A 25113-nucleotide genomic window follows, 5' to 3' on the forward strand; every position below is an offset into this window, starting at 1 on the left:
CTACCTCGACTCGTCGAGGTGCTCCATGAACGTGGTGCCCGTGTAGCGGGAGCGGAACAGGCCGGCCTCCACCAGGCGCGGCACCAGCTGCTCCAGCACGCAATGCAGGGACTCGACGGAGCCGCCGGGCGCGGCCAGAAAGCCGTCGATGGCGCCGGCGGCGCTCCACTCGGTGATCTGCGCCACGGCATCGTCCACCGTGCCCACCACCTGCCAGTGCGCGGCGGACAGGATTTCCGGTCGCAGCAGCAGCTCGTCGATGCGCAGTGATTCGCGCTCCATCAGGCGCCTGAGCAGGCCCGCATGCGTGCGGCTGGACGGGGTCGCCACGGGCGGCGGAAGGTCGGCCGCGGTGATCGGCCGGTCTGCGGGCCAGTCCGTCAGGTCCAGGCCGACCATGGCCTGGATCGATGCCAGCTTGCGGCCCCTGTCCACCCGGCCGTGCGTCTGCTGGAACATCTCCCGGGCCTGCTCGCGGGTGTCGGCCAGGTACAGGCTCAGGCCGGGCAGCAGGCGCACATCCTGCGCCTGGCGGCCATGGCGCTGGGCGCGCCGAGACAGGTCCCGGCGCAGCTCCAGCGCCGCGTCCAGGTCCGGCGTGGGCGCGAAGACGATGTCTGCCACCGATGCGGCAAAGTCGCGCCCGGTGCTGGACGCGCCCGCCTGCACCAGCGGAATGCGCGGACCGCCGAACTCCGGCAGGTTCAGCGGGCCACGTACCTTCAGGTGCGGTCCCTCATGGTCTATGGGGCGCACCAGCGAGGCATCGGCGTAGCGACCGCTGTCCCGGTCGATCTTCAGGGCCTCGTGGGGGAAGCTGGCCCACAGTCGGCGCACCACGTCGGTGAACTCTGCGGCCCGCGCATAGCGTTCATCGGCATCGGGCATGGCCTGCAGCCCGAAGTTCTCGTGGCCCTGCAGGGCCGTGACGATGTTCCACCCGGCGCGGCCGTTGCTGATCCAGTGCAGCGACTGCAGCTGGCGCGCCACCGCATAGGGCGGGAAAAACGTGGTCGATACCGTGGACACCAGGCCGATGCGCGAGGTCTCGCGCGCCAGCGCGGCCATCAGCACCGTGGGGTCCAGGCTGGCGAAGCCCGCGCCCGTCTCCAGCGCCTCCATGGGCAGAAAGCTCACGTCCGGGCGGAAGACGAAGTCCAGGTGCGCGGCTTCGGCGCGCCGGGCCAGGTCCAGGGCGAAGTCGCTGGAGTACAGCCCTTCGATATTGCTGCCGGGCCGCCGCCAGGCGTCGCCGCTCAGCCAGGTGGGGGCCAGCGAAAGGCCGATGTGCAGGGGTTTGCGGATTGTCATGTCTGCTGTCATTCCCATCTCAGAACGTTCCCCGCACGCCCACGCCTATCATGCGCGGCGCGGTCATGCTGGCCTCGATGCCGCCGATGCCGCGGTTTTGCTGCAGGTACGTCGGTGCGCGCCTGTCGAACACGTTCTTGATATAGCCGTACAGCTGCACGCGCGCGCTGTAGGCATAGGTCATGCGCAGGTCGGCGATGGTGTTGGAGCCGACCGCATAGGCGCGGGTGTTGGCGGTATCGGAGTAGTAGCCGTCCAGGTGGCGCACCTGGCCGGAGACATTGAACCGGGGGCTGGCGTCCCAGCTCACGCCCAGGCTCAGGTTGTAGCCGGGCGAGCGGGCGAAGCGGTTGTGCTCGTAGCCAGGGTTGCTGCCCATCTCCTCGATGCGGGTGCGCAGCACGCCCACGCCGGCCTTGATCCGCAGGTTGTCCAGCGCGCGGTAGTCGGCACCCAGCTCGAAGCCGTAGGCATGGGCCTTCTCCGCGTTGATGGTGTAGGACTGGGCCACGCCCGGGGAGATGACCACGGGGATGTTGTACTGCGCGTCCCGCATGTCCATGTAGAACAGGTTGGTGTTGAGCATCAGCCGGTCATCGAGCAGGCTGGCGCGGCTGAACAGCTCGTAGTTCCAGATCGACTCCTTCTTGAAATACGCCCACTGCCGGCTGGTGAGGTTCAGCGACACACCGCCCGGGTTGTAGCCCCGGCTGACCAGCGCGCCCACGGTCCAGCGCGGTGTGGCGGCATAGGCCAGGGACAGCTTGGGCAGCAGTGCCGAGAAGGTTTTCGTGTAGTCGAGGGCGGTGGGTGCCAGCACGGAGGTGCCGGTGCGCACCACCTCGTCGTGCTGGTAGCGCAGGCCGCTGGTCAGGGTCCAGCGGTCGGCCAGGCGCCAGTTCAGCTCGCCGAAGACGCCCAGGTTCTTCTTGGTGTCGTCGAAGGCGGACAGGCCGCGCAGCAGCAGGCTTTCGTCCGTGCCGGTGCGCGCGTAGTAGACGCCGCCGAAGCCGCTCAGGCGGTCCTTGTCGCTGCCCACCAGGGCGCGGAACTCATTGGAGACATTGTTCTGGCGGATATCGGCATCGCCCTCGCCGGGAATGCCGGTATAGCGCTGCACGGACGAGCGCGAATACTGGGACTGGTTGACCAGCCGCACGCCGTTGCCCAGCTCGTAGCTGAGGTCGAGGATGCCGGTGTCGGTCTTCTGCTTCCAGCTGGGCATGGTCGTCGTCCAGTGCTCCAGCGCGCTGAACGGAGCGGAGGCCGCCTCCTGGCTGGGGCGGTTGCTGTCGTTGTGGGAATAGGTGAACTTGGCCTCCAGGCCGGGAATGCGGCTGGGCAGCCACAGGAACTTCATGCGTGCATTCAGCGCGCGGAAATCCTGATCGGCCTGGCCCCGCTGGAACTGCGGATTGGTGTAGTCGATGAAGGTATCGCGCCCCGAGTAGTCCACGGCCAGCCGCGCGGCCAGCTCCTCGCCCACGGGGCCGGAGACGGCGATGGACGCACGCCGCGATTGGTAGTCGCCCGCCTCCAGCTGGTAGGCCCCTTCGCGCTTGAAGCTGGGGTCCTTGGTGTTCACGACGATGGCGCCCGCAATGGCATTGGCACCCTGCGAGGTGGTCTGCGGGCCGCGGAACACCTCGATGCTCTCCACATCCCAGACCGAGGTGGCGCCGAAGAACATCTCGTTGTAGTTGAGGTAGTGCCCGTCCAGGTTGATGGTGGCGCGCGGCACCGTGCCGCCCCAGAAGACGTTCTGGCCGTTGTTGGGGCCCTGCGTGTCCTGCCCGCGGATGATGGGCGCGCCCACCGTGTCGGTGTAGACCACGTTGGGCACGTCGTGCAGCACCTCGTGGACCGAGGCGTTGCCGGACTCCTGCCGGGCCAGGTCCTTGCCGGCCTTGACCGACACGGAGGACGCCGTGTCCTTGAGTTCGCGCCTGACCTTTTCTCCGCTGACCACGACCGCTTCAAGCGCGGTGGATTCCCCCCCGGAACCCGACGCGCCCTGTGCGAAGGCGCCGGCCGGCGCCATCAGGGTAGAGAGTGCGATGGCGCCCGCCCGGGACGGGAGCCTGCGATGGAAACACAGCTTCACAGCATCTTCCTTTGATGAGAATGATTCGTATTTTTCAAAGGTCGCCATCATGCATTGAAATTCCACAGTAGGGAATGCATTCCCACATGCGGAAGGAAGAAACAACGGCGAAATGGTGTGCGCGCACGAGGCAGAGCCTTCGGGTGAGCCGGTATCATCGAAACCGGCGGCGCCCGCGCGCCCACCTGCGATGCGCCTGGTACAGGCAAGAAAGCCCAGCCCTTGAAAAAAACAACACCTCAGACAGCCGACGGCGAGAAGCGCTCCGGCACCATCCAGTCCGTCTCCATCGCCACTCGATTCCTCATGGTCCTGGCCAATGCCGAAAGCGAGCTGGCGCTGGGCGAGGTGGCCCGGCGAACGGGAACGGGGGGCTCCACGGCCCACCGCTACCTGCAAAGCCTCGTCAAGGAAGGCCTGGCCAAGCAGGACCCGGCCAGCGGCCTGTATGACCTGGGCAGCGCGGCGCTGAGCATCGGCATTGGCGCGCTCAAGCGTGTGGATGCGGTGGAGATTGCGGCGCAGCGCATGAAGGCGCTGACGCACAGCCATGCGCTCAGCGGCGGCGTGGCCATCTGGACCGACCGCGGGCCCACCCTGGTGCGCTGGTACCGCAGCGCCTACTTCTCGATCAACCCGTTGGCGCTGGGCGACATCCTGCCCATAGACAACACCGCCTGCGGCCTGGTGTTCCAGGCCTTCCTGCCCAAGGCCACCATCGACGCCGCGCGCCGCCAGCAGCCCGCCCATTTCCGTGGCAAGCCGCCGGCCAAGGCCGTGCTCGACGACGTGCGCGAGCGCTGCTGGTCCGAGATGACCAGCCACCTGCTGTCCAACGTCACGGGCCAGGCGGCGCCGGTGTTCGATGCGCAGCATGAAATCGCCTGCGCGGTCACCACCGTCTCGGACCTGGGCCAGCTCAAGTCGCCGCAAGACCGGGTCGCGCTGTTCCGCGAGGCCAGCCTGATCAACCAGTCCACGGGCGGGCGGGCCTTCAGCGCAGATTCGCCTTGAAAGCCGCGCCGGGAAGAATGGCCGGGCGCCTCAGTTCCCTGCGGCACGCTCCCTGGCATTCACGGCCCTGCGCCCCCTGGGCACCACCAGGGGTGTCCCCGACACGGGGTCTGCAATGATCACGGCCGGCAGGCCGAACACCTCCTGCACCAACTGCTCCGTGAAGATCGCCCCGGGCGCGCCCTGCGCGGCAATGCGCCCGTCGCGCATGGCGATCAGGTGCGAGGCATAGCGGCAGGCCTGGTTGAGATCGTGCAGCACCGCAACCACCGTGCGGCCGGCGTCGTTGAGATCCGCCAGCAGCTCCATCAGCTCGATCTGGTGGGCGATGTCCAGGAACGTCGTGGGCTCGTCCAGCAGCAGGATCGGCGTCTGCTGCGCCAGCACCATCGCAATCCATACCCGCTGGCGCTGGCCGCCTGACAGCTCGTCCAGCAGGCGGTCGGACAGCGTTGCCACATCGGTGGCCTGCATGGCCTCGGCCACGGCCTGCTCATCCGCGTCCGTCCACTGCCTCATGAAGGATTGATGGGGGTAGCGCCCCCGCGCCACCAGGTCCGCCACCGTGATGCCATCGGGCGCCATCGCGCTTTGCGGCAGCAGGCCCAGGCGCCGCGCCACCTCCTTGGCGGGAAATTGCGAAATGTGCCGGCCATCCAGGATGACCTGCCCGGCAGCCGGCACCAGCAGCCGCGACAGCGCGCGCAGCAGAGTGGACTTGCCGCAGGCGTTCGGCCCCACGATGACGGTGAAGGAGCCATCGGGAATGGCAAGGGACAGGCCCTGCGAAATCGTGCGCTCGCCGTAGCGCAGCGTCACCGCATCAGCACTCAGGCGCTGCGTCATGGCCGGTCATTTCCCACAATCGATAGGTCCTTCGGTGTTTGCAATGTGGAATGAATTCTACAATACGGAATACGCTGAAGACGCCGCCCTGGCGCCCGGCCCCGTCGCTTCGGATCGAGATGAACAGACTCCAACTTGCCGCCCTGGGCGCGGCCGCCGCACTGGCCGTGCTGGCCTGTTTCGCATGGTTTCCACGCGCCGCCGTTCCCGTGGCGGGCGCCGCACCGCATACGTCGGATACATCGGATACGCCGGCTGCCGCACACGCAGACCATGCACCGCTGCCCCGGCGCATCGTCTCCACCTCGCCCAGCGTGACCGGCATCCTGCTGGCCATCGATGCGCCGGTCGTCGCGACCGCCGCGACCACGCCCAGCCGCATGACCGACGACAAGGGCTTTTTCTCGCAATGGGCCGCGGTTGCCGACAAGCGCGGCGTGCAGGTGCTCTACCGCAACCTGCAATTCGACATCGAGGCCGCCATCGGCGCCAGCCCCGACCTGCTGGTGGCCTCCGCCACCGGGGCCGACAGCGTGGCCCAGCACCGCACCGAACTGCAGGCGCAGGGCGTGCCCATGGTCGTGGTCGACTACTCCAGCCAGTCCTGGCAGGACATCGCCACCGAGCTGGGCCGCATCACGGGCCATGCGAAGCAGGCCGCCGCAGCCATTGCCCGCTTCGATGCCCATGTGGCGCAGACCGCCGCCTCCATCACGCCACCGGCCCAGCCCGTCAGCATCGTCGCCTACAACCTGGCCGGCAGCTACTCCATAGGCCGCGCCGCCAGCCCCCATGCGCGGCTGCTGGCCGCACTGGGCTTCAAGGTGGAGGGCCTGCCGCCCGCGCTGGCCGCCCAGGTCACACGCGCCTCGGACTTCGAATTCATCTCCCGCGAGAATCTCTCGGCCGCCATCACCGGCGACTCCGTCTTCCTGCTCGGCGCCTCGCAGGGCGATGTGCAGGCCTTCCTGGACGATCCGCTGCTGGCCAACCTGCCCGCCGTTGCCGGCCGGCGCGTCTATCCGCTGGGCCCGACCTCGTTTCGCATCGACTACTACTCGGGGCAGCAGATGGTCGACGCCGTGGCAAGCCATTTCCGCTGAGCCATGCATGCACGGCTCCAAGGCGCGGTGGCGCGGCCTGCCTCGCGTGCTCCGCGCGCTCCCCTGCGCCGCAGGCGTTGGCTGGGCCTTGCAGGCGGGCTGCTTGCGCTGGCCATCATCGCCGTGCTCGGCATCACCGTCGGCTCGCGCGACATTGCGCTGGCCGACATCCTCGGCGCGCTGCGGGCTCCGGACCTGCGTGATGACCAGCACCTGATCGTCAGCCTGCTGCGCATGCCCCGCACCGTGGTGGCCATCCTCGCCGGCATGGCGCTGGGCGTGGCCGGCGCGCTCATGCAGGCCGTCACCCGCAATCCCCTGGCGGAGCCGGGCCTGCTGGGCGTCAACGCGGGCGCGGCGCTGGCCGTGCTCATCGGCATGACGGCCTTCGGCCTGACGTCCGTGCTCCAGTACGTCTGGTGCGCCTTTGCGGGCGCGGGGCTCGCGGGCGCCGCCGTCTTCGCGTTCGGCCAGTCCCGGGGCGCGGGTGGCGCGGGCGCGCACCCGGTGCGCCTGGTCCTGGCCGGGGCCGGCCTGTCGGTCATGCTCACCTCCAGCGCCGGCATCATTTTGCTCAACGCGCCCCCGGAAGTCTTCGACGGCTTCCGGCACTGGGCGGCCGGCTCCCTGGAGGGCAGCGGCTATGCCAGCGCTGCCGTGCTGGCGGCCGCCGTGGCGGCGGGGCTGGCGGCGGCCTGGGCCATCGTCGGCCAGCTCAACGCCATGGCGCTGGGGCATGACGTGGGCCTGGCGCTGGGCGTCAATGTGCGCGCCACCGCGCAACTGGCCTGCCTGGCGGTCATGCTGCTGGCCGGGGCGGCCACGGCGGCCGTGGGCCCCATCGCCTTCGTCGGCCTGGTGGCGCCGCATCTTGCGCGTCTCTCGTCCGGGCCGGACTATCGCTGGATATTGCCGCTGTCCGCGCTCTACGCGGCGGTGCTGCTGCTGGGGGCCGATGTGCTGGGCCGCGTCGTCGCGGCACCTGCCGAAGTGGCTGCGGGCATCGTCGCCTGCCTGATCGGCGGGCCGTTCTTTGTCTGGGTGGCGTGCAGATACCGATTGAGCAGGCTATGAAGACCTCCGTGAACACATCGGTTGTGCGCTGGGGAGCCTGTTCGTTTCTCTGGCGGCCCAGGCCGCTGGCCGTGGGCATGGCGCTGGTCTTGCTGGCCCTGGTGCTGGGTGTGCTGCTGCTGGGCACGGGAACCCTGTCCCTCGGCCCCGCCGAAGTGCTCGACAGCCTGCTGGGCACGGGCTCCAACCCCGTAGCAGAGCGCATCGTGCAGCGGGTGCGGCTGCCGCGTGTCCTCACGGCCGTCTTCGTGGGCGCGTCGCTTGGCATGGCGGGTGCCATCTTCCAGTCCATCTCCCGCAACGCGCTGGGCTCGCCGGACGTGATCGGCTTCACCACGGGCGCGGCCAGCGGGGCGATTGCGCTCATCGTGCTGGGTGACGCCGGGCCGCTGTGGACATCGCTGGCCGCCGTGCTGTCGGGCATGGCCACGGCGGCGGTCGTGCTTGCGCTGTCCGGAGGCCGGCGTGCTGGCGGTGGCTACCGGCTGGTGCTGGTGGGCATAGGCGTGGGGGCCACGCTCTCGGGCCTGAACACCATCTTGCTGGTCATGGGGGATCTGGACCGGGCCGTCGCCGCGCAGCGCTGGCTGGCCGGCTCGCTCAGCGCGCGGACCTGGGCGCATGTCGTGCCCGCCGCGCTGGGCTTTGTCGCCATCGTGCCCGTCGTGATGTGGTGCGCCCGGCGCATCAACCTGCTGGAGCTGGGCGACGATGCCGCCACCCAGCTCGGCGTCAACGTGCCGCGCACGCGGCTCACCATGGTGATGGCTGCCGTGGCCCTGACCGCCATCGCCACGGCAGCGGCGGGGCCCATCGCCTTCATCGCGCTGGCCGCGCCCCAGGTGGCCAGGCGCCTGGGCCTGTCGCCCGACGTGCCCCTGTTCACGGCGGCAGCCATGGGCGCCGTTCTGCTGCTGGCGGCCGACATGCTCAGCCAGTGGGCACCCGTGCGCCTGCATCTGCCCATCGGATTGGTGACGGGGCTGCTGGGCGGGGTGTATCTGCTGTGGCTGCTGTTTCGCACGCGCAAGGGATAGACGGCCGTGCAGGGTGCAACGGGGCGCAGACCCATGGCCTCCGGGACTACCTGACGCCCCGCGCCGCCCCAGGCCCCACCACGGTGTACACATGCCCGGCCTCTTCGGCAGCCACCTTGGCCGCCTCGCTGCGGCGCACCTCTGCCTGGTCCTCGTACTCGCAGCTCATCACCCGGGCTTCAACTGCCTGTGAACTCCGCCAGCGATTCAGCGCTGTTTCGTATGGTCACCAGCCGTCTGCTCTCGGCCAGGAGTTCTCGTTTGAACTGGACTGCACCGGCGACTGGAACAAGTCATGAGAGACGCTGAACTAAAATTCAACATCTCCGTTGTATCCCACTCATCCAGACGATGACACAAGGACCACGTGACGTCCTGAGCCGCATTCTTTCCGCATGCAAAGCCGAACGTGCCGTGACGGCCAGTTTCCGGCTGCACGCGCCTTGGGCGATGCACTCGTCTGGAGCCGAGGGGGCGTTGATTCGCATGTGTACCGGATCTGGGTACTGGATCTGCACCGATCGAGGTACGCCCATCGAAATTGGTCCGCGCGATATTGTGATGCTGCCGCGCGGAACTCCACACACGGTGTCATCGATGCGGGACCCCGGTGATCGTGTCGAGCCCTTCGCCAAGCTGCTGAATGCGCACATGATCGGCACCCATGGCGACCATCCGATAGAGCTGGAATATGGCGCTGATGATAGGGACACCCAGCCAACACATCTGTTCTCCCTGCACCTGTGGATGCCAGCGCTCGACTTAGGGACTATCCCTGCGGAATTGCCCCCTCTGATCGTGTTGCGTGTCGATCAGCAGCGACTGGCACATACGTTGGCAAGCACGATGGAGCTGCTGGTACAGGACTCGCTTGCCCAACGTCCAGGCTGGCAGTTATCAGCGGCACGTATGGGTGACCTACTGCTTGTGCACATCCTGGGCGAGTATCTGCGTATGCCCGCTGCCGCACGCCAGGATGCGCCCAGCATCCTAGACGATTCAGGCATTGCCCGTGCCGTTGCGGCAATGCACGAGGCTCCGCAACAGCAATGGGACATCGCCCAGCTCGCAGCCTTGGCTTACTTGTCGCGCACCGTATTCACGGAGCGCTTTTGTTCGCTGCTAGGTGTTCCTCCGATGCAGTATCTGCGCGCATTTCGCATGAACCTCGCCGCTGAACGACTCCGCCAGCCGCGCGCACGGATCGCCGAAGTTGCCGAGGCAACAGGCTACGCGTCCGAGAAGGCTTTCTCCCGCACTTTCCAACGTTGGATAGGTGTGTCGCCCTCTCGGTACCAGCGTGACGCATCTCGACCTGATGCTTTGTAGCACGGCCGATCCGGACGATCAGTACCCAAATCCGGTGTTCTGGAGGTTGAGCCTCCACCGACCTCAATCCAATAATCCTGCTCAAACGCCAGCAGCGGCGAGTAAGGAGACTCAGGTATGAAGTATGTGAAAAACGCCCTGATCGTGGGCGGGGGCATTGCAGGCTGTGCATCGGCCATTGCATTGGCACAAGCTGGAGCGAAGGTGACGATGCTGGAAAAGCAGCAGGAATGGAGATTCCAGAGTTCCGGCATCTTTATCTATCACAATGGACTGGCGGCACTAGGCAGCCTCGGGGTATTGCCGGAGATCATGGCGAGTGGCTTTGCTATCACCGATGGCCGAAATATATACATGGACCAGCACGGCGAGCCTATCGTCGATACTTTCTACCCGTCCTGTCATCCGGGCGTTGCGCCGATTGTTGGTATCCGCCGAGCTGAATTGCATCGCATCCTTGCTGGTCGACTTAGAGCACTGAGCGTTGATATACGCCTGGGCACCACTGCCTTGCATATCGATCAGGATGGAGTGGATCATGTGTCCATTGATTTCTCTGACGGCAGTTCGGGCCAGTACGACCTCGTTGTTGGAGCGGACGGAATTCGTTCGGAGATTCGCCGAATGGTTGCAGGCACGCTGGAGCCGGTCTACACCGGGCTCGGCGTCTGGCGTAGCGTGCACCGGCGGCCAAAAGACCTCACAGCCAAGATCATGATGATGGGCACCGGCAAGCGCCTGGGCATCATGCCAATCAGTGATGAGCAACTGTATCTGTTCGGCACGGTAGCCGAGCCTGCCGGACAATGGTATGGGCGGGAGGACTGGCCAAGGCTGATGAAAGCCCGCTTTGCAAAATTCGGTGGGCCAGCGCGTCAATTCTTGGATACCCTCTGCGCCGAATCGGAGGTCTTGTACACGGCAGTAGAGGAGGTGGCAGCTCCACTGCCTTGGCATCGTGGCCGGATCATCATGATCGGTGACGCCGCACACGCATCCACGCCCTTCATGGGGCAAGGTGGAGCAATGGCTCTCGAAGATGCGGTGCTGCTGGCAAAGATGCTATTGCAAGACGACCGCGTGGAGGAGACTCTGCGCAACTTTGGTGAAGTGCGCTACCCCCTGTGCAAGTTCGTGCAGGACACCTCGCGCAAAGTCGGCGAAGCTGGAGCGCAGGAAGATGAGACTGTTTTGAACCTGCGCAATGAGACAATGCGACGCACCGCGCAGCGGCAAGTGGATGACTTCTACGCGCGGATGGATGCTTTACGCGGCCAATTGCCGTTGGTGGAGTGCTCCTGACAGAGGGTTCACGCCACCAACCGCCAGAACCCTCACCCAAACAACCCGCCCTCATCCAACAACTCGAACGCCACCTCCGGCGTCTTCTCCATCCCCCGCCGGATCGCCGCAGGAATCGCCTGCCGCGTCTTGCTGCACAGCCCGCGCATGGGCAGGACCTCGATCTGTATGCCGCGCACCGTGCGCACTTCGCTGGCGCCGGGCTCGATGCGCACGCGGATGCCGAGCTGCTCATACATGCGCTGCTCCACATGGCGCAGGTCTCTCAGGCTGGTGATCTGTTCGAGCCGCTGCAGCAGGCGTTTTTCCTCTTCCCTGGTGAGCCGCAGGATGCGCTGGTCGGCCATGGAGTCGGCGAGCAGCGCATCGTGCTCGCAGATGCAGGCGCCCGGAGGGCAGGGGACTCGGATCGGAATCTGAACGGGAAAGCTCATCAATGCCCAAAGGAGAGCCGCCCCGGCCGGGGCGGTGCAGGCCATGCTAGTTCAAGGCTGCGGCGGGGCCAAGGGGAAAGTCCTGGGCGCGCCCGCTGCCTGCGCCTGCTGCCTCTTCCCCCTCCCGTTTGTCCGCGCAGGTTGCCCCGCAGCGCAGCGAAGGGGTCGCGGACATCCGGGGTCGCCTTCTTTGATCTGACCTTTCTTGGCGAATCAAGAAAGGGCAGTCGGCTGCCGGGCCGAGACCCGGCCTCTAAAAGAAACCGCCCGGCAGGGTGAACAAGTGCGCGCGGCGTTCAAATTTACAGACGTTCAGAGCCGCAACAGCGAAGTCGCATGGGTTGGGCCACCCGCCTCACGACTTCTGACTCCTCCCATAAAGATTCTCCAACCCCGTCCACACCCTGCGCGTGAGCGGCTTGCTCTGCGCCGCAGGCCGCCGGTAGAGCCGCACGTTGATGGGCACGTCCTTGTCGGGCCCGGCCGCGCGGGCCAGGCGGCCCTCGGTCAGGTCGGTTTTGACCAGGGTGAGCGGCAGCCAGGCCAGGCCCAGGCCCTGGTGGACCATGGCGTGCAGGGAGTCGGCCAGGTCGGCCTCGTAGACGGTGCGCAGGCGCGTGGTGTCGCACAGTTCGTGCAGGTGGCTGCGCAGGATCTTGCCCAGGGACATGCTTTGCGCGTAGTCCAGGTAGGGCACCAGCGGGCCGCCGCCGTGGGCGGGCAGGGCGTACTTGGGCAGTTGCGGGACCAGGGGGATGCTGACGGGGATCAGCGTGTCCTGGCCCACGGGCAGCCAGGCCAGGTGGTGGCCCTGCAGGCTGCCTTCGATGGCGGGCTGGGCGTGGCACATGAGCAGGTCCACCTTGCCTTGCAGCAGCATTTCCACGCCGTAGTCCAGGCTGGTGGTGACCACTTTCCAGCACAGCTGGGGCATGGCCTGGTTGAGGGCGGTGATGATGCCCGGCAGGACGGTGTGCGAGAGCGTGCGGCCCGCCGCGATGGTGATGGTCTCGTCGCGCGTGCGGTGCGGGCGCTGCAGCAGGCCATGGGTCTGCTCCAGGATGCCCAGCACTTCATGGGCCGAGGCCAGCAGCGTCTTGCCGGCGGCCGTGAGCGTGGTGGATTGGTGGCCGCGCTCGACCAGGGGCGTGCCCGCCCATTCCTCCAGCGCGCGGATGCGGCGGCCAAAGGCAGGGTGGGTGATGTGGCGGCGCTCGGCGGCCTTGTAGAGGCTGCCGGTGTCGGCCAGGGCCTGCAGGTCCTGCAGCAGTTTGAGGTTGAGTTCGTGCATGGGTAGGGTGGGTGCAGGGCTGTGCTGATCCGGCACAGCCCCGCCGCAATCGGCACAGCACCAAGGCGGGGCATGCCTAGCATGGCGGCATGCGAGAGAAGCCCTGTTATGCCTGAAGTTTGCCTCAGGAAGATGCAAAGCCATTTCATTGGCGGTGCGCAGCGCACGGTGCGGGATCTGCCGATCCAGCACAGGGAAGTGGTGCGCAATGGCGGCGAGCGGCCGCTGGACATGAATGGCAGCTACGCCGTGGGCCAGATGTACGCCATGGAGTACCGGCTTGCGCACCCGCGCAGCCCTCTGCCCGTGCTGCTGTGGCACGGCGGCGGCATGACGGGTGCGCAGTGGGAGTCCACGCCCGATGGGCGCCAGGGCTGGCTGTGGCGCCTGCTGGAGGCCGGCCATGACGTGGTGGTCTGCGATGCCGTGGAGCGTGGCCGCGCGGGCTGGGCGATGTTTCCCGAGATCTATGCCGAGGCGCCCGTGTTCCGCAGTGCCGAGGAGGCATGGACGCTGTTTCGCATAGGCCATGGCGCGCCCTCGGGCGACGGTGTGGGCGAGCCCTTCGTCGGCCAGCGGTTTCCACATGAGAATTTTGACGCCCTGGTGCGGCAGATGGTGCCGCGCTGGCTGGGGCACGAGGCCATGGCCATGGCGGCCTATGACGCCTTGCTGGAGCAATTCGGCCCCTGCGTGGTGATGGGCCACAGCCAGGGCGGCGGCTTTGCCGCGCATGCGGCCAGCCGCAAGCCGCACCTGGTGCGCGCCGTGGTGGGCGTGGAGCCTACGGGCATGCCGGCGGTGCAAGAAGGGCAGCAGGGTCAGCAGGGGGCGGATGCCTTCGCGCCTGCCTCGGCCATCCCGCACCTGGCGGTGTGGGGCGACCATTTCGCGCACAGCCCGCAGTGGCAGAAGTACCGCGCGCAGACCGATGTGTATTGGCAGCTGCTGCGCCGCCTGGGCGGCCGTGCCGAGGTGCTGGACCTGCCGGCCGCAGGCATCACCGGCAATTCGCATTTCTGCATGCTGGACACCAATGGCGACGAGGTGCTGGGCCGGGTGCTGGCCTGGCTGGAGCGCCTGGGCCGGTGACTGGAGAGTGCTGGTCCCGAAGAATTTCAACGAGGAGAAAAATCCGATGCAACGCCGCAATTTCATGATCCGCAGCCTGTCTGCAACCACGGCGGCCCTGGCCCTGGGCGCCCTGGCGCCCGCGCAGTCGGCCCTGGCAGCCGATGCAGGCTGGCCCACGGCCGAGCCCATCCGCCTGATCGTGCCGTTTCCGCCCGGCGGCACGGCCGATGTGGTGAACCGCCTGTTCGCGCAGCAGTTGGGCAAGATGCTGGGCGCGTCGGTGATCGTGGAGAACAAGGCCGGTGCCGGTGGCTCGCTGGGCACGCGCTTCGTGGCCGATGCCAAGCCGGACGGCTATACGCTGCTGGGCGCCACGTCCAGCACGCACGGCACGAATCCGGCCGTCTACACCAAGCTGCCCTATGACGCGGTGAAGGATTTCACGCCCATCACCCAGGTGATCACGGTGCCGGGCGTGCTCAGCGTGCACCCCTCGGTCAAGGCGGCCAATCTGAAGGAGCTGATCGCGCTGGCCAAGGCGCAGCCGGGCCATCTGTCGTATGCGTCCTCGGGCGCGGGCGGTCTGGGCCACCTGGCCATGGAGCTGTTCAAGTCCAAGGCGGGCGTGCAGATCATGCATGTGCCCTACCGTGGCGCGGGCCCGGCCTTCACCGATCTGATCGGCGGCCAGGTGTCCATGCTGTGGGAGCCGCTGCCGGCCTCGCTGCCGCACATCAAGTCAGGCAAGATCCGCCCGCTGGCCGTGGCCACGGCCGAGCGCAGCAGCGAGCTGCCCGATGTGCCGACCTTTTCCGAGTCCGGCGTACCCGGCTACGCCGTGCAGGCCTGGAACGGCCTGCTGGCGCCCAAGGGCCTGCCCAGGGACATCCGCGACAGGCTGCACAAGGCCAGCGTGCAGGCCCTGGCCGATCCGCAACTGCGCCAGCGCCTGGCGGAGCTGGGCGGCACGGTGGTGGCCAATACGCCGGAGCAGTTCGGCGCGGTGATCGCCAAGGACGTGTCGACCTGGAAGCAGGTGGCCTCTTCGTCGCAGATCAGCCTGGACTGATGCGGCGGGCACCGGGGAAAGCCCTGGGTCCCAACGCACGCCCGTGACCGGGCCGGGCATTGCGGCGGTGCCATAGTCCGGGGTTGGTGGCCCGGGCGCGTTGCCCGAGGCCGCGCACAAGGCCACGCACGCTGCGGGCCGCCTGACCTGCCCCCTCAAGCCATGGACATCAACCTCATCCAGAACTTCGTAGAGATCGTGGACGCGCGCAGCCTCAGCGCTGCGGCGCGCAAGCGCGACATCACGCGCTCCAAGGTGAGCAAGGAGCTCAAGGCGTTGGAGACGGCGCTGGGCGTGACCCTGCTGCACCGCACGACGCGCAGCTTCCTGCTGACGGCGGCCGGCGAGGTGCTGTACGAGCACGGGCGCAGCATCATCCAGGAGGTGGAGGCGGCGCAGGGCGCCATCGATGCGCTGCAGCAGGTGGTGACGGGCTCGGTGCGGCTGAGCATTCCCACGGGCCTGGGCGAGCTGTACCTGGCCGACATGCTGCTGGCCTTCCAGAAACGGCACCCGCAGGTGCGCATCCGCGTGTTGTTTTCCAACCGTGTGACCGATCCCATGAGCGCCCAGGTCGATGTGGCCGTGCGCGTGGCGCGCGACGTGCAGGAGCATCTGGTGGCGCGCGACCTGGGCCCGGTGGGCTTTGGCCTGTATGCCAGCAGCGCCTATGCCAAGGCACGGCCGTTCCACGACCCTGCCGAGATTCCCCACGGCGTGCTGCTGACGCCGCCCGGCGACGGCAAGACCTATGCCGTCTCGGTGAAGAAAGGGCTGCAGGAGATTGCGCTGAAGTGCGAGCCCTGCATCACCAGCGAGCATTTCCCCTTTCTCAAGCAGTCCATGCTCAGGGGCAGCGGCGTGGCGACCCTGCCCAACTACATGGTGGCGGACGAGCTGCGCTCGGGCGCGGTGCACCGCGTGTGCCCGGACTGGACGGTGTCCGGCCTGGGCGACCGGCTGTACATCATCACGGCCGAGGACCGCCGGCCCTCGCATGCGGTCAAGGTGATGACGGAGTTCCTCAGGGCCAGCCTGCTGCGCTTCGTGGAGCAGGCTGGCGTGTCAGGCCCTTAGTTCTTCAGGTCTTCCGTACTTCAGCCGTACTTCAGTGCTCCAGCGCAATCGCGTTGTCCGCGATCACCTTGCGCCACATCTGGCCGTCTGCGGCAAGGAAGTCGTCGAGCTGGGCCTGGGTCTGGGGCTTTCTGGCGGCCAGGGTCTGGTTGCCCAGGGCACTGGCGAACGCGGGGTTGAGCATGACCTTGTTGACGGCGGCCTGCAGGGTGTTGCGTGCGTCGGCTGGCGTGCCTGCGGGCACGGCAATGCCGAACCAGGTGGAGGCCCTGAAGCCCGGCACGCCCGATTCGGCAATGGTGGGCGTCTGCGGCAGGAACTGCGAGCGCTCGGGCCCGGTGGTGGCAATGGCCACCAGCTTGCCGGCCTTGATGTGGGGCAGGGAGGTGCCGGCCACGTCCACCATGAGCTGGGTGTCGTTGGCCATGAGGGCGGTCAGGGCCGGCGCGCTGCCGTTGAAGGGAATGTGGGTGGCGGCCACGTCCAGGCGGGACTTGATCAGCTCGGTGGTCAGCTGCAGCGGGTTGCCCAGGCCGACCGAGCTGTAGTTGAGCTTGCCCGCGTGGGCCTTGGAGTAGGCCTTGAGGTCGGCCACGTTTTTGATGCCGGTCTGGCTGTTGGTGACCAGCACCAGCGGGGCCTCGGCCAGGATGTTGGTGAGCTTCAGCTCCCGGTCGGGGTTGTAGCTGAGCTTTTTGTAGAGCAGCGGGTTGAGCACCATGCTGGCATTGCTGGCCAGCAGCAGGGTGTAGCCATCGGCGGGCGAGCGCGCCACGGCCGAGGCGGCAATCATGGTGTTGGCGCCTGGCCGGTTCTCCACGACCACGGACTGCTTGAGCTCGGTGGACAGGTGCGTGGCCAGGGTGCGGGCCAGCACGTCGACCGAGCCGCCCGGCGCATACGGGGCGATGAGCTTGATGGGCTTGCTGGGATAGTCGGACTGGGCGAACCCGGGGGCGGCGGCTGCGGTGGCCGCAGCGGCGAGCAGCAGTGCGATGGCCTTGTTCATGCGTTGTCTCCTTCTCTGTCGTTTCTGCCGTTATCTGCCGGTGGTGGCAGGTTCAGATCTTGCGCTGCGTCGCGCCCCAGTGGGCGTCGCGCAGCTTTCTTTTGGCGATCTTGCCGTTGTCATCGCGGGGCAGGCGCTGGAAGACAAAGCTGCGCGGCAGCTTGTAGGCCGCCAGCCGGCCGCGCAGCCATTCTTTCAGCTCGGCCTCTGATAGTTTGCCTGACTGGCCGGGCTCGACCAGGGCCAGCAGCCGCTCGCCGTACTCGGCATCGGGCACGCCGATGACGGCGCAGTCTGCTATGCCGGGGTGCTTGAGCAGCTCGTTCTCTATCTCGGCCGGGTAGATGTTCACGCCGCCGGAGATCACCATGTCCGAGTCGCGGTCGCAGACGTAGAGAAAGCCTTCTCCGTCCAGGTAGCCCATGTCGCCCAGGGTGATGAGGCCGCCCTGGTCCATCTTGCGGCGGGCCTCTTCATTGCCCTTGTAGGTGAAGTCGGCATAGGCGGGCTGGCGCACGTAGATCAGGCCCACCTCGCCCGTGGGCAGGCCCTGGCCCTGCCTGTCGAGGATGCGGACTTCGGCGTCCTGCAGCGGCAGGCCCGCGCTGCCGGGGTGGGTGAGGGCGTCGGCGGAGCCGATGAAGGTGACCAGGCCCGACTCGCTGGAGGCATAGGTCTCGTTGATGATGGGCCCCATCCACTCGATCATGGCCTTCTTGACCTCGGGCGCGCAGGGCGAGCCGGTGGAGGCGATGAAGCGCAGCGAGGAGATGTCGTAGCGCTCGCGCACCTCGCGCGGCAGCCGGAGCAGGCGCACGTACATGATGGGCACCATGTAGGCGGTGTCGATGCGGTGCTCCTGCACCAGCTGCAGGAAGCGCTCGGGGTCGAAGCGCTGCTCCAGCACCACCAGCTCGCTGAGCATGAGCGCGTTCTGGAAGTACAGGCTGGGCGCGCTGTGGTAGATGGGCGCCGTCAGCAGGGTGCGCGCGCCGGGCTGCAGGCCGTAGGCGGTGGCGATCAGCGCCTGGTTCACGGCCAGGCGCCGGGGCAGTTCTTCCACGGGAAACGCCTTGCGCAGCACGCCCTTGGGGCGGCCCGTGGTGCCGGATGTATAGGCCATGTGGCCGCGCGGCGCCACGGGCGGGCCCTCGTAAGGAGCCTGGGCGGCCAGCCAGGCTTCGTAGTCCTGCTCCGGCTCGCGTGCGTGGGCGACGCGCCGGGGCAGGTCCGCATAGAGTTCGCCCTTGAGGCCGTCGAGCAGGTCCTGGCTGGTGATGAGGGCGCGGGCGCCGCTGTCGGCCAGGATGTAGTCGATCTCCGTGGCCGTGAAATGCCAGTTGATGGGGCAGTAGTAGATGCCCGCGATGCGGCAGGCATGGACCACGTCGGCGTATTCGATGCCGTTGCGCAGGAAGACGGCGAGCACGTCGCCCTCGGCCAGGCCCAGGCTGCGCAGGCCCTGGGCCAACTGGCGGCCGCGTTGCAGCTGGTCGGCGGGCGTCAGCGTGCGCTGTTCGAAGACCAGGATGGATTGGGGCGTGGCGGCAGTGCTCATGTGGGCGATGCCTCCTGCTCCGCATCCTTGACGTGGGGCTGGTTGGCCGCCTTGGCCATTTGCCGGGCATGCGCCCAGTCGGCATCGTCCCAGGCCTGGTATTCGGTGAAGTAGGCGCCGTTGGCCAGGGCATCGCCGCCGTCCAGCGTGATGGTCTGGCCATTGAGCCAGGTGTTGGCAGGGGCCAGGATGAAGGCGGCCATGTTGCCGATGTCCTCGTCCGTGCCCAGGCGGCGCGTGGGGTTGTCCAGGCGGCGCCGGTCGGCCGAGTCCTCGTTGCCGTCGATCCTGGGGCGCAGGCGCTGGCTGGCGCCTGGGGTGGGGATCACACCTGGCGCAATCGCGTTGAGCCGTATGCGCTTGGGACCCCATTCCACGGCCAGCGATTTGGTCATGGCGTCCAGCCCGGCCTTGGACATGGCCGAAGGCACGACAAAGGGCGAGCCCGTGTCCACCCAGGTGACCACGATGGACAGCACCGAGCCCGGCAGCCCTTCGGCGATCCAGCGGCGGCCCACGGCCTGGGTGACGTAGAAGGTGCCCCGGAAGACGATGTCCGAGATGGCATGGAAGCCGTTGATGCTCAGGTCTTCGGTGCGGCTGACGAAGTTGCCGGCCGCGTTGTTGACCAGGCCGGTCAGCGGGCCGTGTTCGGCCCAGATGCGGTCGATGACGGTGTGCACGGCCTCGGGCTGGCGAATGTCGAGTTCATGCGCAAAGGCCTGTGCGCCCGTGTCGTTGCTCAGCATCTCGCAGGCCTGCTGCACCACGGAGCGCCGCCGGCCGCACAGGTGCAGCTCGGCGCCCAGCTCCGCCAGCTTGGCCGCCATGGCCAGGCCCAGCCCCGTGCCGCCCCCCGTGATCAGGACGCGCTGGCCCTGGAATAGATTGGCTTCGAACATGCTTGTCTCCTTTTGCTTTCACTCTAGGGAGACAGGGGCGGCTGGCAAAGGACGGTGGTGGAACGCGGTTGGTTCCGTGGTGGAAACAATGGGCGGGGTTTCGGGCTGTGATCACAGCCAGTTGACGAAGCAGTCCTGCCCTTCGGCAGGACTGTAACCCCGCAACCGCCACGACGCAGGCGCGGGCATGCGGGCTAGGGCCTGCAGAGCAGGCCGGGGTTTCAGGGCGCTGGCCTGTGTCCCGCCTTGCCCGCTGCGCTGCGCAGGTCGGCCACCTGGGCGGCGTTCACGTCGGCGGGCTGGCCGCCCATGGTGGCACGGGTGTAGTTGGCCAGGGCGGCGACTTCGCCATCGGTCAACTCCTGCATGAAGCCGGGCATGCCGGGCAGGGGCGTGGGGCCCAGCCGGGTGGCCGGGTGCTTGGGCAGGCCGACGAGGATGGCCAGCACCAGGTTGCGGGCGTCGGCCTGGCGCACGGTGCTGTTGCCCTTGAGCGGGGGCATGGTGAGGCTGCGGCCCAGGCCTTCGCTGCCGTGGCAGCTGGCGCACAGCGCCATGTAGTGGCCCCGGCCCGCGTCCAGCGTGCCCGCGCCGGAGCTGTTGCCGGTGCCGGAATCCGGGGGCGCGGCGGCCGGCAGCGGCTGGGGCGCGGGCGGGTTGTCGCCCAGCAGGAAGGTGGACAGCGCCGTCATGTCCTCGGCTGTGAGGTATCGGGTGCTGTTGGCGATGACCTCGTGCATTTCATCGAAGGCGCTGCCGTGGGCCGAGAAGCCCGTCTGCAGGAACTGGGCCATGCCCTCGCGCGTCCAGCCGCGTGCGGCCAGGGCTTCGGCGGTGATGCCGGGGGCCGTGAACAGCGACAGCGTGCCGCCCTGCAGCCAGCGGTCCTTCTGCATCTGGCCGAACATGCCGCGCGGCGTGTGGCATTCGGCGCAGTGGCCCATGACATTGCCCAGATACTGGCCGCGCAGCCAGGCCGGGCTCTGGCCCTGAGAGCCCACGGGCAGCGGCGCGCTGGACAGGAACAGCGTCTTCCAGCCGAACATCAGCACGCGCAGGTTGAACGGGAAGGGCAGGGCGGGCTTGGTGTTGGGCTGGGCCACGGGCCGGATGTTCATCAGGTAGCCGTAGATCAGGTCGGAGTCTTCGCGGCTCATCAGGTGGTAGGAGGCATAGGGCATGGCCGGGTAGAGCTGGCGCCCGCCCGGCGCCGTGCCGCGGGTGACGGCGGCGTGGAATTCCTCGGCCGTCCAGCGGCCTATGCCGTGGTCGGGGTCGGGGGTGATGTTGGTGCCGTAGAGGGTGCCGAAGGGCGTGGGCAGGGGCTTGCCGCCCGCAAAGGGCCGGCCTTCCCGGGCGCCACCCACGCCGCCCACCCCGTCATGGCAGGCCATGCAGTCGGCGGCGCGCGCCAGGTACAGGCCCTGGGCCAGCTGCTGGGGGCTGCGGTGCACGGCCTGCGGCTCGCGCTGCGGCACATGGGGCCGGTTGCCCCAGACGGCGGCAATGGCAAACAGCACGGCCAGCAGCAGGAGGATGAGCAGCAGCCCGCGCCAGCGGCGCCTGGGCCTGCGCGGTGGCGGGGGACGGGCACCGCTGTAGTCGGCAGGTGGCGCGGTGGCGGCGGGGGTGGCTGCGCTGGGGTCGGCGGCGGACATGGCGCTCATCCTTTCAAGGTCAGCCCGGGCGTGTTCAGGACCAGGTCCTTCACGGCCGCGTAGTAGCGCACATAGCCGGTGCAGCGGCACAGGTGGGGCTGCAGCGCCTCGCCCACGACCTGTTCCACATCGGCCGCGCGGATGGGCGCCTTGACCAGGCGCTCGACCAGCACCGTGGCCGCGATGACGAAGCCTGGCGTGCAGTAGCCGCACTGGAAGCTGAAATGCTCCAGGTACTTCTGCTGCACGGGGCTGATGGCGATGACCTTGCGCGGCTGGCCCGGGGCGCCGGGCGAGGGCGGGGGCGCGGTGTCCGCGCCGGCCGGGTCGGCAATGCCTTCGATGGTGCGGACCTTGCGGCCCTGGAAGTAGTGGGCGCCGGTGATGCAGGTGCGCATCTCGCGACTGCCTTCGGGCCCGTCCACGATGATGGTGCAGGCCCGGCATTCGCCGATGCCGCAGCCCAGGCGCGAGCCGGTGAGGTTCAGGTATTCGTGCAGGAAGTCGATCATGGGCATGCCTTCGGGCACGTCCATGGGGCCGACGCTCTGGCCGTTGACGGTCAGCGACAAGGGGCGCGGGACAAGGCTCATGGTGCGAGTGCCTCCCTGATCTTTTGCGGGGTCACGGGCAGGTCGTGGAAGCGCTTGCCTATGGCGTGGTGCAGTCCGTTGACGATGGCGGCGACGATGGGAATCATCACCACCTCGGCAATGCCCTTGGGTGGGTCGGTGTCCGACAACGGTGCCAGCAGCTCGGCCGTCTGCTTCCAGACCGCCACCTCGCTGCCGCGCGGCAGGTGGTAGCGGTGGAAGTTCCAGTTGCCGTCGCCGGGGCCGCCCTCGTACAGCGGCATGGTTTCGTACAGCGCATGGCCTATGCCCATGGCAATGCCGCCTTCGAGCTGGCCGTGCACCAGCTCGGGCACGATGGGCCGCCCGCACTCCATGATGGAGTGGTGGGCCAGCAGCTCGACCGCGCCCGTGCCCGTGTCCACCGCCAGCTCGACCAGGGCCGCATTGGCGCTGTAGTAGGTGACGCCCGCGTTGTTGCGCTGCATGGGCGGATAGAACAGGTTGCGCCGCGCAATCATGCGGTAGCCGGCGGCGCTGCGCCGCGCGGTGACAGAGGCCTCGACGGGCGTGGCCGCCTGCGGCGTGTCGGTGGTGTCAGGGGCCGGCGTGACGGCGCCAGCATCGGGCGCGCTGCCCAGGCGCACGGCCAGCGCGTCCAGCGGCCGGCGCGCGCTGGTGCCCAGGATGTCGAAGTCGGCCTCGGCCCATTGCCAGCGGTTGAAGGTATGGCCCACGGCGCCTGTGACCAGCTGCATGGCATGGGCCTTCTGGGCCAGGGCCTGCAGGGACAGCGGCTGCATGCCGTTGGCCGTGAGCATGCCGTTGACCCAGCGAGCGTCCTCGCGGCGCACCACATAGGGCGCCTTCTGGCCGCCGCCCGTGCCCTGGCTCCAGATGGCGACGGCGGCCGGCCACAGGCCGTGCTCGAAGACCACGCGCGCCGTCTCGCTGGTGGCGTGGCTGTAGTAGTAGGCCGAGTTGCTGGCGCTGGCCGGCGAGGCGTAGACCGGTGTCCACAGCGGCCGGGTGGCGAAGCGGTCCTGGTCGGCCTGGGGCATGGTGTAGTTGTCGCCCTCGGCCTTGAGCGGCAGCTCCGGCCAGTCCAGGCAGGCGGTCTGCAGCTCGTCGGCGGGCTTGCCGAACCATTGCACGCACAGCTGGGCCTGCGAGGTGCCCATGCCCGTGCCGATCTCGGTGCCCGAGTGGTGCAGCAGCACGCGGCCCTGGGGCGATATCTCGATGCGGGCGAAGGCCGCCTCGCCGCCCGTGCCGAAGTCCTTTTGCACGCAGGCAAAGCCCACGCCGTAGCGCTGGCCCGGGTGGCTGGCCTCGTAGGCGGTCTTGCGCTTGGCGCGCTCGGTCCACAGCGGATGGCGGCGGGCGCGCTCCAGCACCTCGTCGGCGCGCAGGGCACCGGCGGCAATGGCGCCCTGGGTGTTCTTGGCACCCGAGGTCAGCACGTTGCGCAGGCGCAGCTCGATGGGGTCGATCTGCAGCAGCCCGGCGATTTCGTCCACCATCATCTCGGTGGCCGCCATGCTCTGCAGCGTGCCGTAGCCGCGTGCCGAGCCCGCGTCCAGCGCGCGGCTGGCCAGGGCCACGGCGGTGATGTCGTTCTTGGGAAAGTAGTAGATGGACTGCGCCGCCGTGCCGCCGACCATGGCGACCGAGGGCGAGAAGTTGGCCCGGCCGCCGCCATTGGCCGTCATGCTGGCCACCAGGCTCTGGAAGAGGCCGGTCTTCCTGTCGATGGCCATGGTGTAGTCGATCTCGAAGGCATGGCGCTTGAGCGAGGACTGGAACTGCTCGAACCGGTCATTGGCCAGGCGCACGGGCTTGCCGTCCGCATACAGCGCGCAGACCAGGCCGTAGTAGGGCATGGGTGCGTGGTCCTTGGAGCCGTAGCCCACCGTGTAGCAGGGGTGGATGAAGAGGTTCTTGAGCGGGAACCTGCTGGCCTGCACCATCTGCGCAGCCCATTCGGCCACCTCGTGCGGCGACTGCGTGGCCAGCACCATGTGCAGGCTTTGCGTGGCCGCGTCATACCAGCAGTTGGCGTTGTCGGGCTCCAGCGCGGCCGTGTCCACCGATTGCGTGGCGTAGTGGCGCTGCAGCACCAGCCAGTCGGCGGGCGGCGTGGCCAGCTCCTGGGCGATCTGCTCGGCCGCACGCAGGCCGCGTGCCGTGACCGCGTCGGCCTTGGAGATCTGCGGCCAGACCAGCGGCTTGCGTTCGGCGGGGAACAGCGGGGCATCGCGCAGACTGGAGAACACGTCGTCGTCAAAGGCCGTGGCGCCGCCCTGGCGCACGTAGCGGAACACGCCCCAGGGCGGACGGTCCAGCGCGCCCGTGATGCGGCCGTAGCGGATGACGCCGGCCGTGGCCTGCAGCCTTTCCTTGGCAAAGCGAAAGCGCGCGAAGTCGTGGTAGATCAGGATGGCCACGGCCTGGCCCAGGTAGGCGGGGGTCTTGCCTGCGGGCAGCAGCATGTCTTCGCCATAGAACTCGGGAAAGGCCAGGCCGTCGCGCGCCAGGTCTTCGGCCGTGACCACGCGGTCGGGCGCCAGCTCGCCGTCCAGGGACGACAGGTCCATGCCGTCGAACAGCCGGTCGGCCAGCGTGGTGCGCACGATGAAGGCATGGGACTGCTGCGGGGGCCAGTGCGGCATGTCGCGTGCGCGGATGTCGCGTGCGAAGACCTTGGCGCCCATGACCTTGGAGCGGCCATCGAGCCGAAAGCGCGGCATTTGGGTGGCGGGCTCGCGCGGGACGCTGCCGAGTACGCGCTCCTCGAACAGGGCTGCATAGGCCTGGCTGGCCAGCGGCGCCACCCAGACGCTGACGCCCGCGATGCTGGCGGCCTGCAGAAAGCCGCGCCGCGACAAGGGAGCCGCGCCGGCCTGGCTGCCGGCGCCGGAGTGTTGTTCTGGGCGCATGGCGCTCTTCTCCTGTGGGGTTGAGCCCACTGTAGGAGGGCGCATGCCGCGCGGCCTGTCAGCAAAGGCTGCTTCTGGCGTCAGCGCGGCGGCAGCGGCGGCTTCCCGCCAGCGTCAAAAGCAGGAGCATTCCAGGTCCGCCGGGCCGCAAAAGCAGCGGGGCGGAGGCCCTGTCAATCAGACGCCAACGCGAGATGGCCTGCACAGGAGTGCCCCGGGGCACCGCGCATAGCCCGGCAAGGCGATGGCGTGTCCACATTCAGGCATAGTTGAGGGTTATGCAGAAAGTGGCGAGAACCCGGACATTACCGGGGCTTCTTATTACTTTCGTTTTTATAGTTTGCGTTTTTATACGCGCAACCTATATTTGCTCCCACTTCCCAACAATGCGCAGCGGCGTCCCCAGGCCG

At 68.0% G+C, this 25113-nt stretch carries 21 protein-coding genes; 9 read left to right on the plus strand and 12 right to left on the minus strand.

Going from position 1 to position 25113, the window contains the following annotated elements; genetic code table 11:
• Together A9976_RS12900 and A9976_RS12905 are read right to left on the minus strand one after the other, a co-directional pair.
• The gene (locus tag A9976_RS12900; protein ID WP_183019337.1) at positions 1-1311 is read right to left on the minus strand and encodes an NtaA/DmoA family FMN-dependent monooxygenase; all 1311 of its coding nucleotides are present in this window, start codon (positions 1309-1311) and stop codon (positions 1-3) included.
• Between the two features lie 19 nt (positions 1312-1330).
• A complete protein-coding gene (locus tag A9976_RS12905) occupies positions 1331-3280 on the minus strand; it encodes a TonB-dependent receptor domain-containing protein (RefSeq protein ID WP_310889390.1) in 1950 nt (649 codons plus the stop codon).
• A 357-nt stretch (positions 3281-3637) separates the two neighbouring features.
• Between A9976_RS12905 and A9976_RS12910 the strand changes: the two genes are divergently transcribed.
• A complete protein-coding gene (locus tag A9976_RS12910) occupies positions 3638-4429 on the plus strand; it encodes an IclR family transcriptional regulator (protein ID WP_183019339.1) in 792 nt (263 codons plus the stop codon).
• A gap of 30 nt (positions 4430-4459) precedes the next feature.
• Here A9976_RS12910 and A9976_RS12915 read toward each other — a convergent pair whose 3' ends face one another.
• Positions 4460-5275, minus strand: a complete 816-nt coding sequence (locus tag A9976_RS12915) for an ABC transporter ATP-binding protein (RefSeq protein WP_183019340.1) — start codon at positions 5273-5275, stop codon at positions 4460-4462.
• A gap of 119 nt (positions 5276-5394) precedes the next feature.
• Between A9976_RS12915 and fepB the strand changes: the two genes are divergently transcribed.
• From fepB to A9976_RS12930, 3 genes are read left to right on the plus strand one after another with little or no spacing between them, the layout of a single operon-like run.
• Positions 5395-6378 (plus strand): Fe2+-enterobactin ABC transporter substrate-binding protein, encoded by a 984-nt coding sequence (gene fepB / locus A9976_RS12920; RefSeq protein WP_183019341.1) that lies wholly within the window; start codon positions 5395-5397, stop codon positions 6376-6378.
• A gap of 3 nt (positions 6379-6381) precedes the next feature.
• Positions 6382-7452, plus strand: a complete 1071-nt coding sequence (locus tag A9976_RS12925) for an iron ABC transporter permease (RefSeq protein WP_183019342.1) — start codon at positions 6382-6384, stop codon at positions 7450-7452.
• Positions 7449-8489, plus strand: a complete 1041-nt coding sequence (locus A9976_RS12930; RefSeq protein WP_183019343.1) for an iron chelate uptake ABC transporter family permease subunit — start codon at positions 7449-7451, stop codon at positions 8487-8489. Before A9976_RS12925 ends, A9976_RS12930 begins: the two co-directional genes overlap by 4 nt.
• A 46-nt stretch (positions 8490-8535) precedes the next feature.
• Here A9976_RS12930 and A9976_RS31415 read toward each other — a convergent pair whose 3' ends face one another.
• Complete coding sequence (locus A9976_RS31415) at positions 8536-8658, minus strand: hypothetical protein (RefSeq protein WP_259649200.1); 123 nt, start codon at positions 8656-8658, stop codon at positions 8536-8538.
• Between the two features lie 182 nt (positions 8659-8840).
• Here A9976_RS31415 and A9976_RS12940 point away from each other — a divergent pair, with 182 nt between their 5' ends.
• Together A9976_RS12940 and A9976_RS12945 are read left to right on the plus strand one after the other, a co-directional pair.
• Positions 8841-9818: an AraC family transcriptional regulator gene (locus tag A9976_RS12940; protein ID WP_183019344.1), complete on the plus strand. Its 978-nt coding sequence runs from the start codon at positions 8841-8843 to the stop codon at positions 9816-9818.
• Between the two features lie 117 nt (positions 9819-9935).
• Positions 9936-11120, plus strand: coding sequence for an FAD-dependent oxidoreductase (locus A9976_RS12945; protein WP_183019345.1), 1185 nt, complete (start codon positions 9936-9938; stop codon positions 11118-11120).
• 32 nt (positions 11121-11152) lie between these two features.
• Here the strand turns inward: A9976_RS12945 and A9976_RS12950 are convergent, their stop codons facing one another.
• On the minus strand, positions 11153-11554 hold the full coding sequence (locus A9976_RS12950; RefSeq protein ID WP_183019368.1) for a hypothetical protein: 402 nt from the start codon (positions 11552-11554) through the stop codon (positions 11153-11155).
• A 355-nt stretch (positions 11555-11909) separates the two neighbouring features.
• Positions 11910-12845, minus strand: a complete 936-nt coding sequence (locus A9976_RS12955; RefSeq protein WP_183019346.1) for a LysR family transcriptional regulator — start codon at positions 12843-12845, stop codon at positions 11910-11912.
• Between the two features lie 132 nt (positions 12846-12977).
• Here A9976_RS12955 and A9976_RS12960 point away from each other — a divergent pair, with 132 nt between their 5' ends.
• From A9976_RS12960 to A9976_RS12970, 3 genes are all read left to right on the plus strand, one after another.
• Positions 12978-13937, plus strand: coding sequence for an alpha/beta fold hydrolase (locus A9976_RS12960; protein WP_183019347.1), 960 nt, complete (start codon positions 12978-12980; stop codon positions 13935-13937).
• Between the two features lie 46 nt (positions 13938-13983).
• Positions 13984-14988 carry a tripartite tricarboxylate transporter substrate binding protein BugE gene (locus A9976_RS12965; protein WP_183019348.1) on the plus strand — a complete coding sequence of 335 codons (1005 nt, stop codon included), beginning with the start codon at positions 13984-13986 and terminating at the stop codon, positions 14986-14988.
• Positions 14989-15150: 162 nt separating this feature from the next.
• Positions 15151-16065, plus strand: coding sequence for a LysR family transcriptional regulator (locus tag A9976_RS12970; protein ID WP_183019349.1), 915 nt, complete (start codon positions 15151-15153; stop codon positions 16063-16065).
• Positions 16066-16096: 31 nt separating this feature from the next.
• Here A9976_RS12970 and A9976_RS12975 read toward each other — a convergent pair whose 3' ends face one another.
• The 6 genes from A9976_RS12975 to A9976_RS13000 all read right to left on the minus strand — a co-directional run bounded on the left by A9976_RS12975 (position 16097) and on the right by A9976_RS13000 (position 24703).
• On the minus strand, positions 16097-17074 hold the full coding sequence (locus A9976_RS12975; protein WP_183019350.1) for a tripartite tricarboxylate transporter substrate binding protein: 978 nt from the start codon (positions 17072-17074) through the stop codon (positions 16097-16099).
• Positions 17075-17126: 52 nt separating this feature from the next.
• Positions 17127-18632: an acyl-CoA synthetase gene (locus A9976_RS12980; protein ID WP_183019351.1), complete on the minus strand. Its 1506-nt coding sequence runs from the start codon at positions 18630-18632 to the stop codon at positions 17127-17129.
• Positions 18629-19534: an SDR family oxidoreductase gene (locus tag A9976_RS12985; RefSeq protein WP_183019352.1), complete on the minus strand. Its 906-nt coding sequence runs from the start codon at positions 19532-19534 to the stop codon at positions 18629-18631. Before A9976_RS12985 ends, A9976_RS12980 begins: the two co-directional genes overlap by 4 nt.
• A 221-nt stretch (positions 19535-19755) precedes the next feature.
• Positions 19756-21192, minus strand: coding sequence for a cytochrome c (locus tag A9976_RS12990; protein ID WP_183019353.1), 1437 nt, complete (start codon positions 21190-21192; stop codon positions 19756-19758).
• A gap of 5 nt (positions 21193-21197) precedes the next feature.
• On the minus strand, positions 21198-21785 hold the full coding sequence (locus tag A9976_RS12995; RefSeq protein WP_183019354.1) for a (2Fe-2S)-binding protein: 588 nt from the start codon (positions 21783-21785) through the stop codon (positions 21198-21200).
• Positions 21782-24703 (minus strand): xanthine dehydrogenase family protein molybdopterin-binding subunit, encoded by a 2922-nt coding sequence (locus A9976_RS13000; protein WP_183019355.1) that lies wholly within the window; start codon positions 24701-24703, stop codon positions 21782-21784. The genes A9976_RS12995 and A9976_RS13000 overlap by 4 nt, the downstream gene beginning before the upstream one ends.
• Positions 24704-25113 lie beyond the last annotated feature (410 nt).

Origin of the sequence: Delftia sp. UME58, assembly GCF_014170385.1 — a bacterium.
GTDB classification, from domain to species: domain Bacteria; phylum Pseudomonadota; class Gammaproteobacteria; order Burkholderiales; family Burkholderiaceae_C; genus Comamonas; species Comamonas acidovorans.

What these genes read in the sequence shown, in the direction of transcription:
- A9976_RS12900 (WP_183019337.1), bottom strand. Translation starts at nt 1,311, where the DNA reads ATGACAATCCGCAAACCCCTGCACATCGGCCTTTCGCTGGCCCCCACC.
- A9976_RS12915 (WP_183019340.1), bottom strand. Translation starts at nt 5,275, where the DNA reads ATGACGCAGCGCCTGAGTGCTGATGCGGTGACGCTGCGCTACGGCGAG.
- fepB (WP_183019341.1), top strand. Translation starts at nt 5,395, where the DNA reads ATGAACAGACTCCAACTTGCCGCCCTGGGCGCGGCCGCCGCACTGGCC.
- A9976_RS12925 (WP_183019342.1), top strand. Translation starts at nt 6,382, where the DNA reads ATGCATGCACGGCTCCAAGGCGCGGTGGCGCGGCCTGCCTCGCGTGCT.
- A9976_RS12930 (WP_183019343.1), top strand. Translation starts at nt 7,449, where the DNA reads ATGAAGACCTCCGTGAACACATCGGTTGTGCGCTGGGGAGCCTGTTCG.
- A9976_RS31415 (WP_259649200.1), bottom strand. Translation starts at nt 8,658, where the DNA reads ATGAGCTGCGAGTACGAGGACCAGGCAGAGGTGCGCCGCAGCGAGGCG.
- A9976_RS12940 (WP_183019344.1), top strand. Translation starts at nt 8,841, where the DNA reads ATGACACAAGGACCACGTGACGTCCTGAGCCGCATTCTTTCCGCATGC.
- A9976_RS12945 (WP_183019345.1), top strand. Translation starts at nt 9,936, where the DNA reads ATGAAGTATGTGAAAAACGCCCTGATCGTGGGCGGGGGCATTGCAGGC.
- A9976_RS12950 (WP_183019368.1), bottom strand. Translation starts at nt 11,554, where the DNA reads ATGAGCTTTCCCGTTCAGATTCCGATCCGAGTCCCCTGCCCTCCGGGC.
- A9976_RS12955 (WP_183019346.1), bottom strand. Translation starts at nt 12,845, where the DNA reads ATGCACGAACTCAACCTCAAACTGCTGCAGGACCTGCAGGCCCTGGCC.
- A9976_RS12960 (WP_183019347.1), top strand. Translation starts at nt 12,978, where the DNA reads ATGCAAAGCCATTTCATTGGCGGTGCGCAGCGCACGGTGCGGGATCTG.
- A9976_RS12965 (WP_183019348.1), top strand. Translation starts at nt 13,984, where the DNA reads ATGCAACGCCGCAATTTCATGATCCGCAGCCTGTCTGCAACCACGGCG.
- A9976_RS12970 (WP_183019349.1), top strand. Translation starts at nt 15,151, where the DNA reads ATGGACATCAACCTCATCCAGAACTTCGTAGAGATCGTGGACGCGCGC.
- A9976_RS12975 (WP_183019350.1), bottom strand. Translation starts at nt 17,074, where the DNA reads ATGAACAAGGCCATCGCACTGCTGCTCGCCGCTGCGGCCACCGCAGCC.
- A9976_RS12980 (WP_183019351.1), bottom strand. Translation starts at nt 18,632, where the DNA reads ATGAGCACTGCCGCCACGCCCCAATCCATCCTGGTCTTCGAACAGCGC.
- A9976_RS12985 (WP_183019352.1), bottom strand. Translation starts at nt 19,534, where the DNA reads ATGTTCGAAGCCAATCTATTCCAGGGCCAGCGCGTCCTGATCACGGGG.
- A9976_RS12990 (WP_183019353.1), bottom strand. Translation starts at nt 21,192, where the DNA reads ATGTCCGCCGCCGACCCCAGCGCAGCCACCCCCGCCGCCACCGCGCCA.
- A9976_RS12995 (WP_183019354.1), bottom strand. Translation starts at nt 21,785, where the DNA reads ATGAGCCTTGTCCCGCGCCCCTTGTCGCTGACCGTCAACGGCCAGAGC.
- A9976_RS13000 (WP_183019355.1), bottom strand. Translation starts at nt 24,703, where the DNA reads ATGCGCCCAGAACAACACTCCGGCGCCGGCAGCCAGGCCGGCGCGGCT.